This window comes from Massilia frigida, assembly GCF_011682175.1.
GTDB lineage: Bacteria > Pseudomonadota > Gammaproteobacteria > Burkholderiales > Burkholderiaceae_D > Telluria_A > Telluria_A frigida.
Genome location: NZ_WHJG01000078.1, coordinates 1 through 12125, shown reverse-complemented (window position 1 = coordinate 12125; position 12125 = coordinate 1). Strand labels below are relative to the sequence as shown.

At 62.4% G+C, this 12125-nt stretch carries 10 protein-coding genes and 1 pseudogene; 4 read left to right on the top strand and 7 right to left on the bottom strand.

Annotated features, from left to right (window positions below; genetic code table 11):
* Window positions 1–530 precede the first annotated feature (530 nt).
* Together F2P44_RS33535 and F2P44_RS33530 are read right to left on the bottom strand one after the other, a co-directional pair.
* The gene (locus F2P44_RS33535; protein ID WP_167094312.1) at window positions 531–782 is read right to left on the bottom strand and encodes a hypothetical protein; all 252 of its coding nucleotides are present in this window, start codon (window positions 780–782) and stop codon (window positions 531–533) included.
* A 13-nt stretch (window positions 783–795) separates the two neighbouring features.
* Window positions 796–2260: pseudogene (locus tag F2P44_RS33530) on the bottom strand (PHA/PHB synthase family protein).
* Window positions 2261–2409: 149 nt separating this feature from the next.
* Between F2P44_RS33530 and F2P44_RS33525 the strand changes: the two are divergent.
* The gene (locus tag F2P44_RS33525) at window positions 2410–2859 is read left to right on the top strand and encodes a YsnF/AvaK domain-containing protein (protein ID WP_167094311.1); all 450 of its coding nucleotides are present in this window, start codon (window positions 2410–2412) and stop codon (window positions 2857–2859) included.
* 5 nt (window positions 2860–2864) lie between these two features.
* Entirely contained in the window at window positions 2865–3956 is a 1092-nt protein-coding gene (locus F2P44_RS33520) for a YsnF/AvaK domain-containing protein (RefSeq protein ID WP_167094309.1), read from the top strand.
* 68 nt (window positions 3957–4024) lie between these two features.
* Here the strand turns inward: F2P44_RS33520 and F2P44_RS33515 are convergent, their stop codons facing one another.
* Together F2P44_RS33515 and F2P44_RS33510 are read right to left on the bottom strand one after the other, a co-directional pair.
* On the bottom strand, window positions 4025–6877 hold the full coding sequence (locus F2P44_RS33515) for a M16 family metallopeptidase (protein ID WP_370662787.1): 2853 nt from the start codon (window positions 6875–6877) through the stop codon (window positions 4025–4027).
* A gap of 135 nt (window positions 6878–7012) precedes the next feature.
* A complete protein-coding gene (locus tag F2P44_RS33510) occupies window positions 7013–7156 on the bottom strand; it encodes a hypothetical protein (protein ID WP_167094306.1) in 144 nt (47 codons plus the stop codon).
* 54 nt (window positions 7157–7210) lie between these two features.
* Here F2P44_RS33510 and F2P44_RS33505 point away from each other — a divergent pair, with 54 nt between their 5' ends.
* Window positions 7211–8296: a DUF4034 domain-containing protein gene (locus F2P44_RS33505; RefSeq protein WP_167094304.1), complete on the top strand. Its 1086-nt coding sequence runs from the start codon at window positions 7211–7213 to the stop codon at window positions 8294–8296.
* Between the two features lie 18 nt (window positions 8297–8314).
* Here the strand turns inward: F2P44_RS33505 and F2P44_RS33500 are convergent, their stop codons facing one another.
* Window positions 8315–9247: a LysR substrate-binding domain-containing protein gene (locus F2P44_RS33500; protein ID WP_167094302.1), complete on the bottom strand. Its 933-nt coding sequence runs from the start codon at window positions 9245–9247 to the stop codon at window positions 8315–8317.
* Between the two features lie 137 nt (window positions 9248–9384).
* On the opposite strand from F2P44_RS33500, the gene F2P44_RS33495 reads away from it, so the two are divergent.
* Window positions 9385–9780, top strand: coding sequence for a RidA family protein (locus F2P44_RS33495; protein ID WP_167094300.1), 396 nt, complete (start codon window positions 9385–9387; stop codon window positions 9778–9780).
* 451 nt (window positions 9781–10231) lie between these two features.
* Here the strand turns inward: F2P44_RS33495 and F2P44_RS33490 are convergent, their stop codons facing one another.
* Both F2P44_RS33490 and F2P44_RS36745 read right to left on the bottom strand, forming a co-directional pair.
* The gene (locus tag F2P44_RS33490) at window positions 10232–11323 is read right to left on the bottom strand and encodes an IS5 family transposase (protein ID WP_167094298.1); all 1092 of its coding nucleotides are present in this window, start codon (window positions 11321–11323) and stop codon (window positions 10232–10234) included.
* 353 nt (window positions 11324–11676) lie between these two features.
* On the bottom strand, window positions 11677–12030 hold the full coding sequence (locus F2P44_RS36745; RefSeq protein ID WP_167094296.1) for a YcxB family protein: 354 nt from the start codon (window positions 12028–12030) through the stop codon (window positions 11677–11679).
* Between the last annotated feature and the right edge of the window lie 95 nt (window positions 12031–12125).

Here is a 12125-nt window from a genome sequence, read left to right as displayed (position 1 = left end):
TAGTGCTTCAGTTCCCGTAATTCCTTGCCGAGAATCGGCTGGTCGCGCCCTATTCGGCAAGTCCTGTGGCTCCTGTGGCCCGTTCTTGGGCGGGACGGAAATTTCGGCGGTTCCGGCTTACACCCCCCTTCTCGGAAGACCATTTGATCACCTCATTCCTGCGTTACAGGAAGCAGCTGTGGTGGCGCCGGCCATTCATCGGACTGAAATGGTTGCTGGGAGCGGCGCTGGCTGTGCTCTTGGCGCTTGCCGTGTTCATCGGCTCGGTGCTGCTTGCGGGAATAGTAGGTGGCATCGTCGGGGCCCTGCTACTCGGTCGGCCTATCGACGCCTGGCTTATTCGCAGAAGATTCAGAAAATCGCCATTTCACAATGATGACATTGCGTTCGTCATGTCAGAAAGCGGGTCGCACATTGTTGGCCGAGATAGCGAGGTGCGAATCGGGTGGGCAAGTTTTACACGTGCGCGACGGTTCGCGGATGGCTTGTTGCTCTTTCAAGGGCCTGGTTTCTTCAATTGGCTACCCGACTCAGCCGCTGTCGGCGAGGAAGCGGTAGGGAATGCACAAGAACTGGCGCGTTTGCACATTCAGGACTACCGCGAAGTCTAGGCTGGCCGTGCGCGCCACATTCGCTTGAGCTACGCACACGACATCCTTCAGGGCGCCGGCAGCCTTGCGGAAATGACCGTGGCGGTGCTGGCGTCCCGCTTTCGGATGACGCACGGTGGTGCGCGGCGCGCGCAGCCGGAAGGGCATCGTGCAGATGGGCGCGCCAGCCACCTGTGCTGCGTCGCTAGCGCTGCAGAACGTAGCTCCCCGGCGCCGGGCCGAGTTCGGCCTCCACAGTGCGCGGCGGCACGCGCTGCTGGGTCGACACCGCGTCGAGCCAGTGGGTCCACGCGGGCCACCAGGAGCCCTCGTGTTCGCTGGCGTGCTCCAGCCAGCGCTCGGGATCGATATAGCAGTCGCCACGGCGGCGGCGCGCCGTGTAGTAATGACGGCCGCGGTGCCCCAGCAGATACTGGTGGACCGACACCGACCACACCAGGTCGTTCGAACGCAGCAGGCGGAATGCCCCGCCATTTTCCGGTTGTCGAGGTAACCCTGCTGCCACATCAAGTCTTCCAGAAAGGCCACCTGGCTGTCGTCGATGAACAGCCTGAGCTCGCCAGCTTCGCTGAAGTCGGTCTGCGCGGCCAGCAGGGTCATCGAATTGATCAGCGCCTCGCCCTCGCAGCCGAGCGAGGCCACCGCGATCGACAGCAGCGTGCCGCCGAGGCAATAGCCGGCCGTACGGGCGCGACTCCGCGAATGTGTCCGAGCGCGGCCATGACGCCATCGCGCAGGTAGTCGTCCATGCCGAGCTCGCGGTCGTCGGCGTCCGGATTGCGCCACGAGATCATGAAGACGGTGTGTCCTTGCCCGACCAGGTAGCGCACCAGCGAATTGCCCGGCGACAGGTCGAGAATGTAATACTTCATAATGCAGGCCGGCACGATCAGCATGGGCTCGGCGTGCACGCTGGCGCTGCCCGCCGCCGGCGCGTACTGGATCAGTTCGATCAAATGATTGCGGAACACGACCCGGCCCGGCGTCACGGCGACCTCGATGCCGGGGCGGAACGCCTCGGCGCCCTCCGGTGGCGCGCCCGTCAGGCTGCGCCAGACATCGTCGGCCAGGTTGACCGCGCCGCGCACGAAATTGGCGCCGGCTTCGCGCACGGCCGCGTCGCTCACCTCGGGATTGGTGGCCACGACGTTGAGCGGCGAGGCCAGGTCGAGCAGCTGGCGCGCGCTAAAGGCGACCACGTCCTGGTGGTGGCGGCTGACGCCATCGATGCCGGTGGTGGCGTTGTGCCACCACTGCTGGTTGAGCAGAAAAGCCTGCTGCACCAGGTTGTAGGGCCAGCGCTGCCATGCCGGATCGCGAAAACGCCGGTCCTGCGCCAGCGGCTCGATGCAGGGCGGCGGCGCTTGGCCCAGCGTGCTGCGGCGCGCGTAATCGAGCCAGCGCAGCTCCTTGGTCCAGGCTTTTTGCAGCAGGCGCTGCCACTTGGCGGGCGATTGCAGCAGCTTGAGCAGCCAGTCGGCATGCGCCAGCGCCAGACTGGCGGGCGAGATGCCTTGCGTGGCGTGCGCCTGCATCGCGTGCAGGAAGCGGTCGAGCGGGCTGGGCGGTTCGATGTCGGGCGCTTGCGATGCCTGTGGCGCGGCGGCGCGCCCGCTTAATTCGGTCAGGGTCGTGGATAGCACTGCCATGGCGGTTTCCTCCTTGGCCCGGATGCGGGCGACACTCCAGCTTCGACTACGCGAGCAATCAAAACTTGAGGGAGGTCAATGGTGTGCGGGGTCGGCGCACTTTGCGGTACTCTCGTGCGCTCCGCAGCGTTTTTCGAGGAGCGACATTCATGGCAAGCGACTGCCCCGACGCACCCGGCGCGCCCGACGGCGACACCTTGAGCGTGGCACTGCACCGCGAGGAAGTACGGGTGGGAACGCGCGTCGTCGATACCGGGCGCGGCCTGCGGCTCCACAAAACGGTCAGCGAACACCCCCATCACGTCGACGAAACCCTGCTGTACGACGAGCTCGACGTCAGGCATGTGATCGTCGACAGGATCGTGCCCCTGTCCCAGGCCCCGTCCGCGCGCCAGGAAGGCGACACGCTGATCGTGCCGGTGGTCGAGGAAGTGCTGGTGACCGAACGGCGCCTGCGCATCAAGGAAGAAGTGCACATCACGCGCATCCAGCGCTCCCGCACCCAGTCCGGGACCGTCATGCTGCGCGCGGAAGACGTGGTCGTCGAACGGTTCGACGAAGGCCCTCACAAGGAAGCGAGTTCAACAACACGGAGGTAGTCATCATGGAACACACACTGGTAGCGGTATTCGATCATCGCGGCGACGCCCAGCAGGCGCTCGACGACCTGGTGGGCGCGGGTTTTTCCCGCCAACACGTGCGCTTGAGCGATGGCGGTCCGGGCCGGGCGGCCGGTGCCGGCGAGGAGGAGTCGTTCGGAGCGGGCATCAAGCACTTTTTCACCGACCTGTTCGGCGGTGACCGCAGCGAGCCTGCGCGCATGTATTCCGAGGCGATCGCGCGCGGGCATTACGTATTGACCGTGACGGCGCCGAACGAGCCCGAGGTGGAGCGCGCCGCCGACATCGTCGAGCGCCATGGGCCGGTCGACATCGACGAGCATGCCAGGCAGTGGCAGGGCGCCATGCAGGGCGGCGACGCCATGCGCGGGCAAGCGCTGTCGCAGCAGTCCGCGTCCGGTTCGTCTCAGGGCGGCGGCGCCGGCAGCGCCCAGGGCGCGGCCATGGCCGGCTCGCAGCAGCGCGCGGCCGATACCACGGCCATTCCCGTGATCCAGGAAGAACTCAAGATCGGCAAGCGCGAGGTGCAGCGCGGCGGGGTGCGGATCTACCAGCGCATCGTGCAAACGCCGGTGAGCGAAAGCATCGGCCTGCGCGAGGAACACATCAACGTGGAGCGGCGCGCGGTGGATAAAATGGTCGACCCGGCCGACCTTGCCGCCTTCCAGGAAAACACGATCGAACTGCGCGAAACGGCGGAAGAAGCCGTGGTCGAGAAGACGGCGCGCATGGTGGAAGAAGTCATCATCGGCAAGCAGGTGACGCAGCGCCAGGAGCAGATCAACGATACCGTGCGCCACACCGAGGTGGACATCGAACAGATCGCACCCGACGACGACGCCTATTTCCGGGGCCACTGGAGCAGCAATTTCGCGCGCGGAGGCGGCAGCTACGACGACTACGCGCCGGCCTACCGCTATGGCAGCAGCATGGCGGGCAGCGCGCTGTATCGCGGACGTCCGTGGGAAGAAATCGAGACCGGGCTGCGCACCAATTGGGAGGCGCGCAATCCCGGCTCGACCTGGGAGAAGATGAAGGCGGCGATCAGGCATGGCTGGGAGCGCATGACTTCCTGAGCGCGCCGCGCTGCACTTGGCACCCGTCCTTCCGGGATGGGTGCCAAGTGCACGCTTGACTGACGGTCTTACTCGGCGAACACCGCGCTGGCCGGGGTGATTTTCACCGCCTCGGGCTTGATGTTGAGCTTCATGCTGCCGATCACCTGGTCTTCGTCGAGCAAGCTCTGCGGCTTGTTGCCGTCGTACTTGATCGTCGACACCGCGTCGGTCACCAGTTTTTCCTTGAGGCCAGCGGCATCCTTGGTGATGAACACGAGCGACAGGTTCTTGGTCGACAGGTGCTTCTTGATCGCGGCGTTGAGGTCGGCCAGGGTCAGCTTGCTCAAGCCGTCGCGCATCATCGTGGTGAATTCAGGCGTGCCGTACCATTGGGAATCGAGCGCGTAACCGAGGTACTGGTCTTGCGTGGCCGTCATCACGAACACGTTTTTCATCAGGTAGCCGCGCGTGATCTCGAACTGTTCCTGGGTCAAGCCCTGCTGGATTACCTTGTCGAGCTCGGTCAAGGCGATGCGCAGCGCCAAGTGGGCGTTTTCCGGTGCGACCGGACGAATCCAGACCTCGAACAGCTGGCCCTTGCGGCCGACGTTCGGGTTCGGGAAGAACTGGAACATGCCGCGCGGGAAAGCTTCGATGTACGTGTAGTCGCCATAGTTCATGCCGCGCAGCTCGCGGATGCGCTGGTACAGATAGGCATTCGAGGCGCGGTGTTCGCCCAGGAAGGTCTTGGCCAGCCACAGCGCCGGGAAATCCGGATGGCCGCGGCGCACCTCGATCGGCAGGCCGAACGAGAGGGCGGTGGCGCGCGTGTTCTTTTCGATGATCTCCACTTCCAGGCCGTTCGGCGTGCGGGCGAGCGGTGCGCTGGTGGCCGGCAAGCCCGCGCCGGCCGGCAGCTTGGCCAGTGCCTGCTTGAGCGCGGACGTCATGTCGTCCGACACGTCGCCCGATATGCCGACCCGGACCGCGCCCTGGGTGTAGGCTTTCTTGTAGAAGTCCTTCACGTCGTCGAGCGTGATCGCGTCGATGCCCTTGGCCGTGCCGAGCACGGGATGGGCATACGGCGTACCGGCAAAGACGTTGGTCTGCAAGCGTTCCTTGCCGAGTTCTTCTTCGTTATTGTCTTTCAGGTCGACCAGCAGGGCGTTCTTGAGCGAATCCTTGAGGCGGCGGAAATCTTCCTCGCGAAAGCCCGGGGCGACCAGCTGCGGCATGGCCACGGCCAGGTACTGCTTCCAGTTATCCTTGTGGATCGAGCCGGTGAAGGTGGTCATTTCCTTGTCGGTCTGCTCGGTGAACGAGCCGGCCAGCGGGAACAGGGCCTTGCTCACTTCGTCGATCTTGCGCTCGCTCGAACCGGCCGAGGCCACCATCATCGCGGTCAGCGCCGCCAGGCCTTCCTTGCCTTTCGGATCGTGCGCCGAACCGGCGGCGAACAGCAGCTTGAAGCGGATTTGCGGCAGTGCCGATTTTTGCACCAGCACATCAACTTTGGCTTCGGCGGCCGGCGCCGCCAGGCTCGCCAGCGAGGGCAGGGTAGCCATCGCTTCCGGCAGGGCCTGGTTGGACAGGGTGGTGACGATCATGCCGTCATCGACCAGGTAGGTGCGGGCGGCGGCCAGCAGGTCGGCCGGGGTCAGGCTGTCGGTGAGGCGGTAGAACTGGTTCAGCGTGCCGTAGGAACGGTTGTAGTGCACGTAGGAGGCCAGGGTGCCGGCGATCTGCTCGGTGTTATCGAGCGAGCGGATCAGGCCGTATTTTTGTGCCGACTTGGCGTCCGCCAGGGTTTGCTCGGTGACCGGCACGTTGCGCAGTTGCGCCACCGTTTGCAGGATCTGGTCGCGCACGTACACGGCATCCTCGGGCTTTTTCACGCGCGCGATGATGGTCGCGAGGTTGGGATCGACCCGGCCCGGCGTGTAGTCGCTGAACTGGTCGACTTTCTGTTCATCCTGCATCAAGCGTTTGTAGAGCGGCGAGGTGCGGCCGAACGAGAGCGACAGCAGCATCGACAGCGCGGCATGGTCTTTGGCGGTGGCCGAAAACGCCGGCGCGCGGAAACCGACCGTCACCAGCGGTGGCGTCTGGGTCGGCCATGGCACGTGCTTGTAGAGCGCGCCGCGTGCTGCCGGCTCCATCGGCACCTCGCTCTTGTAGCTGCCTTTTTTCCATGTGCTCCAGTATTTTTCGACCAGGGCGATGGCTTTTTGTGGATCGACGTCACCGGCGATGATCACCGTGGTGCGTTCCGGGCGGTACCAGCGGTCGAAAAACACTTTCGAGTAGGCAAACTGGTTCGGCATGTCCTCGATGTCCTTGATGAAGCCCATCGTGGTGTGCTTGTAGGTATGGGTGCTGTAGGCCGTGTCGCGCTGCACCTCGAACATTTTCGAGGTCGGATTGGCGCTGTTCTTGTTGTATTCGCCCAGCACGGCCCGCGATTCGGTCTTGAACGCATCTTCGCCGTAAGACAGGTTCTGGAAGCGGTCGGCCTCGACCTTGAGGACGGTTTCGAGGTCGTCCTTGGCGAAGGTCGTGTAGTAATTGGTCAGGTCGTCGCTGGTGTAGGCATTTTGGCGCGCGCCGGCCTTGGTGATGACGTCCTGGTATTTTTCAGGCGGATAGGCCTTGGTGCCCCGGAACATCATGTGTTCGAAAAAGTGCGCGAAACCCGATTTGCCCGGCTCGATCTCGTTGCGCGAACCGGTTTGCACCGGGATCTGTACCGACACCAGGTTGGGAAAGCCGGTCGGGACGACAATGATTTTCAAGCCGTTGGCGAGGGTTTTTTCGGTGGCCTTGAATGGCAGCACGTCGGCTTTGGCGCCTGCGCTGGCGGGCGCCGCCGGGCCGGCCGCCACCGCGTTCATGGCGAACGCGGGCAGGGCCAGCAGGGTAATCGGGATGAGTTTCGACACGTTGTCTCCTGGGGCTAAAAATGGTAGCCGCAGGATAAAAGAATCGGGCAAGAAAGGACAGTAAAAATTTGTGCATACGTGGAGCGCCCACGACATCCCGAAAAATAGGCGTTTCAGGCGTTCCGCCAGTCCGCGTCAGCCGGCATGTTCGCTCTTCGGCGTGTCGGCTGTGCAGCCGGCCATCGTCGCCGGCTTGATGTGGTCCCGGTCCAGCGGCAGCAGACGGCGCTGCGGCGCACTGTAGAATGCTTGCCGGATACTCAATAGTTCATCGGACACGATGCCTTTACTTCACCCTGGCGGACACACGCTGTTTGCCCACCCGACTCTTTCATGACCCCATCCTGGCAACATTTATCCCGTATTTCAGCATGGTCTTTCGTGCTGCTCGTATCCATCCAGTCGGCGTACGCAGCTTGCACTCCAACCAAGCGCACGCGGCCGACGAATGTTGTGGTCGACGAGGTACAAGCGCTTTTCGAGAAAAAGGACTATAAAAAACTGGACGCCTTGTACGCCAGATATCTGGAAGAAAAGTCGATGACTGCCGACAGCATTTCCTCGCTGCAGGCGTTTTTCGAAGGCATTGAGCAGTCTTTCGATACCTGCGGTTCCACGCCCGTGACGGAGGACACCGCACGGAGCCAGGAGGCCTCCTTGCGCGCCTGGCGCAAGGCGTCGCCCAGGTCGCAAGCGCCCAAGCTGGCGTTGGCGTTATTCACCGCCAAATATGCCTGGTTTGCGCGCGGAACAGGTTTCGGAGGGACAGTCAGCCCGGCGGAGTGGAAATTATTCAAGCTCCGGATGGCATCGGCCAAGGCGCAGCTCGCTGCCCTCGCTCCGGCCAACAAGACCAATCCGGCCTGGTATGCCGCCATGCTGAACGTTGGCTTGGCACAGGGAGAGACGGCGCAAAAGTTCGATGCCCTGTATGAGAAGGGGGTCGCGCTCGCCCCCTACTATATGGATCTGCACTATGAGGCGGCGCGCTACCACTCCGAACGGTGGCATGGATCCAAGGAGGAGTTCAACGACGTCGTTGAGCGCGCGGTCGAACTGACCAAGGAACGACTCGGACAAACCATGTACACGCGCATGCACTGGACGCACTCGCAAGCGGGGGACATGTTCACGTCCGGCGACGTCAGCTGGGCCAGGATGAAGACCGGCTTCGAGGATATCCTGGCCACGTTCGATGAAAAGCGCACACGAAACTATCTCGGCACGTTTGCTTGCATCGCCCGCGATGCGAGCTACCTCAAGAAGCAGCTCGACGTGCTGGGCGCCGGCGTCGAGCCTGCGTTCTGGGGAAGCAAGCGCAATTACGCCTATTGCATGGCGCTGGCCAAACACAGCGACACCGGCACGCTGCCGCGCTGCTTCGAGTTTAAAGACTCCGGCGACGTGGAGTGCGATTGAACCTGGTCCGCCGCGACATCACGGCTTAGCGCAGCCATCCGCGTCGTCAGGCAGCGCCAAGGGCGTGGCCGGTCCGCAGGCCTGGCCGCGCAGCCATGCCAATGCCGAGTCGACGTGCGGCCCGTGCAGATGGCCCGCACTTCGGACCAGATGATAGGTATGCCCGGGCATGCTCGGGCCGAACGGCTGCGCCAGGCGCCCGGCCGCGATGTCGGCGGCCACCAGCGCAAGGCTCAGCAGTGCGATCCCCTGGCCGGCCAATGCCGCCTGGATCGCATGGTCTTCGTCCGAGAAAAGAAGCTGGCCGTGGCGTGTCTTCCACGGTAGGCCGGCTGCCGCGAACCAGTTCTTCCACGTAGGGTTGAGCGGATGGTCGCGGGTCCACCTGAAATCGATCAAGGGGACCTGGTCGAGATCCGCCTGTGTTAATGGCCCGAGCCGGGGGCTGCACACCGGTGCGAAGCTGTCGGCGAACAGCGGCTCCGCTACCATGCCGGGATACGGCCCTCGCCCGTAGCGGATCGCGATGTCGGCGACGCCGGACTCAAGGTCGACTGCCTGATCGGATGCGTACAGCTCCAGATCGATGTCCGGGTACGAGGTTCGGAAGTCCGCCACCCGGGGCGCCAGCCAGCGCGCCATGAACGCATTGGTCGCCGAGATGATGACCCGGCGGCGTGCCTGGGCCGTCCCCAGGCGCTGCAGGACCGTCTCGAACGCATTGAACCCGTCGCGCAGCACCGGATAGAGCTCCAGACCGGCATCGGTCAGGACGACCTTGCGCACCTGCCGCTCGAACAGCTTCAGGCCGGTGGACTGCTCGAGAAAGCGAATCTGATGGCTGATCGCGGTCGGGGTGACGGCAAGTTCACTGGCAGCGTTCTTGAAGCTGCCATGGCGGGCTGCCGCTTCAAACGCGCGCAGTGCCGAGAGTGGGGGAAGTCGCCGCATCGTGCCTACAGGTGAAAATAATTCACCTTATGCCTGACGAATCACCGTTTGTCAACATAACGGGGCCCGCCTATCTTGTCCCTGCGGCACTGAGAGCGCCGGACATCCATCCACTACCGTGACAAAAGGAAAACATCATGCTCGAACGAATCATCACCCAGCCAGACAATTACGAACCCTTCCTGCTTTCGCAAGCGATCAAATTCGGCAATCTGCTATTCGTGTCCGGTCAAGGGGGCGCCGGCGACGATGGCAAGATTGTGGCCGGCGGATTCCGGGCCCAGGGCGAGCAGGCGTTCGCCAACCTCAGGCGCGCGCTCGAAGCCGGCGGCTCGGGCCTTGACGCCGTCATCAAGGTCACCATCTTCGTGACCGACATGGGTAACTTCAAGGAGGTAGTGGAACTGCGCCGTCAGTTCTTTGCTGCACCCTATCCGGCCGATACGATTGCCGAAATCAAGGCCCTGTACGATCCTGCGGCCATGATCGAAATCGAGGCTATCGCCGCTGTCCGTCCGCACATCGGGAGTTGATATGAGTAACCCTGATGCACCTTCGAGCTTGCCGCAATCAGTCGGGTTTCGGCCGGTGTGCACCCCACCGAACGGAGCTGGCACGCTAGTGGCCTCGGCATTGGCTCGATCCTGCATGATCTGGTCGTGCTCGCGAGGCGACACAAGACAGCCTCATGGACGCTCTGCCCAACGCCTGCTTGCATCCATTCGTCAAGGCAGCGCCAGCACGTCATGCCGCCGCCGCAGTCGAGCTCACGTGGCGGGTACTCCCAAGGCATTCTAGTCTTGAGGACAAATAGGATTCCCCCTTAGCAGGGCGTTGAAAAAGGACTGCAATCCTTCGGATTCCGTCGCCCGAAACTCGAATTTTTCGGGCGGGATCCCGCATTCTGCCTAAAAACCGGTTTCTAGCTGGTTTTTAGACTGTTTTTTCCGCTTTTTCGGCGCTTCCCGCCCACTCTGGACGGACCTATCCCACCACCGCCGACAAACGCCAGCCAAAGATGCTCGCCATGCGGGTCAGGTTGTAAGCGGCGAAGGTGAACGTGGTCTGCGCGCGCACCTTGTCCAGGCCGACGAAGCGCGCCTTGCGCAGCCCGCCGATGGTCTTGCTCCAGCCGAAGATCTCCTCGACCAGCTTGCGTTTCTTGATACTGACCGTGTAGCCAGCGTGGCGCGTGGTGCGCCCATCGATGGCGCTGTGTTTTTTCTGTGCCACGTGCGGCGTCACACCTTGGTCGCGCAACTGCTTGACGAATTCGGCGGCGTCGTAGCCCTTGTCGGCGCCCAGTGTCGCGCCGGCCTTCTTGATGCTGCGCGCGGCCATGATGAGTGCCGCGTCACGTTCTGCGGTGCCGCTCGCCAGTGTGGTGGTGGCATCGACGACCAGGCCGTTACGGTTCTCCATCAGCGCGTGGCCCAGATAGCACAGCCTGGACTTGTCGCCGTCGCCTTTCTTGTACAGCCGCGCGTCTGGATCGGTCGTCGATTGATGTGTCTCATTGGAGCGTTTCTCTCCCTTGAAGTCGACCGTGGCGTTGCGTCCCTCGTCGCTCGGCGGAGCCCCGCTGCCATCCTTCTTGGTGAAGCTCTTGACTGAGGCCCACGCCTCGATCATGGTGCCATCGACGGTGAAATGCTCGTCCGAAATCAGGCTTTGCCATTCGGCGATACGCAGCACCTGGGCAAAGAAGCGCTGCGTCATCGCCTCGCTGAACAAGCGATCACGGTTGGCACTGAAGGTCGAGTGGTTCCACACGGGCTCGTCGAGGTTCATGCCGACGAACCAGCGGTACAGCAGGTTATATTCAATGTGCTGCACCAGTTGCCGCTCGGAGCGGATCGAGAACAGCGTCTGAATCAGGCTGGCGCGCAGCAGGCGCTCAGGAGCGATGGAGGGACGCCCGCGTCGCGAATACAGTGCCTGAAAATCGTCGTTCATATTGGCTAGGATGGCGTCGACCAGCACCCGTAGCTTGCGCAGTGGATGCGCATCAGGGATGCGCTCCTCCAGCGTGCGGTAACTGTACAGCGAATGCTGGGTGACGTCGGTCTTGCGCATGATGGCGGTCGAAAGTAGGGTTGATTGAACAACGTTTACCAGCTCGGGGCGGTTGACGGGCACGGCGATTAAATCAACACCCTGTTAGGACCGCGCGATCATTGAGGCGCGGCCGTCGCCTTTTGGCGATTGACGGTGGGCCGGGAGATGGGCTCCCATAAGCGCGCCATGGGATCATGCCGTCTGCGAACACGGCCGCAATCGAAATGCCCGGACTGTGGCTGATACTTCCGCTATTGCCCCATAGCAGCCGTTGGTGAAGATGAAAATAACACACTAGGTTCCGGCTGGGCGGCGAGCCGCCAAAGCATCGAGAACTCTGCTGCCCATCGGCTAGTCTGGACTAGCCCAAGTTAGAGAATTCTTCCACCTGCGGCCGTGACACTGCCGACTATTAATCGTTGTAATTCGGGCGAAAGATTCGCCACAGGTAGCGTACTGAAACTAGCCTTTGAAAATAGCAGAAGCCACACGTCTTGAAATTTCCAAAGCTCTTTCACGGCGGCCCAGTGGAGTGTGGTCTTTCCTATACCGGACTCGAAGGTAAAGGAGCTATCGTCCGCGTGAAAAGTGGCCTTCGATTCTTTAAGATCACGGAATTTCGCCAGTAAGTCCCTGTAGTGAACGACGTAAACGCTTGGGACATCACGAACCCAAGCCCAATGACCGTTCCCACCCGAGTTCGACAGTTTGAAGCGGTTTTTCACCTTTTTTCCTGAGCACGCTCCATATGAATCAAGTACTTAGGGTCAAATTTCCTCGGATTTCGCGAAATTTGTGTAATGGCACGTTTCTCAGTTTT

Bases quoted from the DNA above. Each gene is read 5' to 3' on its own strand.
- F2P44_RS33525 (WP_167094311.1), top strand. From the start codon at position 2,410: ATGGCAAGCGACTGCCCCGACGCACCCGGCGCGCCCGACGGCGACACC.
- F2P44_RS33520 (WP_167094309.1), top strand. From the start codon at position 2,865: ATGGAACACACACTGGTAGCGGTATTCGATCATCGCGGCGACGCCCAG.
- F2P44_RS33505 (WP_167094304.1), top strand. From the start codon at position 7,211: ATGACCCCATCCTGGCAACATTTATCCCGTATTTCAGCATGGTCTTTC.
- F2P44_RS33500 (WP_167094302.1), bottom strand. From the start codon at position 9,247: ATGCGGCGACTTCCCCCACTCTCGGCACTGCGCGCGTTTGAAGCGGCA.
- F2P44_RS33495 (WP_167094300.1), top strand. From the start codon at position 9,385: ATGCTCGAACGAATCATCACCCAGCCAGACAATTACGAACCCTTCCTG.
- F2P44_RS33490 (WP_167094298.1), bottom strand. From the start codon at position 11,323: ATGCGCAAGACCGACGTCACCCAGCATTCGCTGTACAGTTACCGCACG.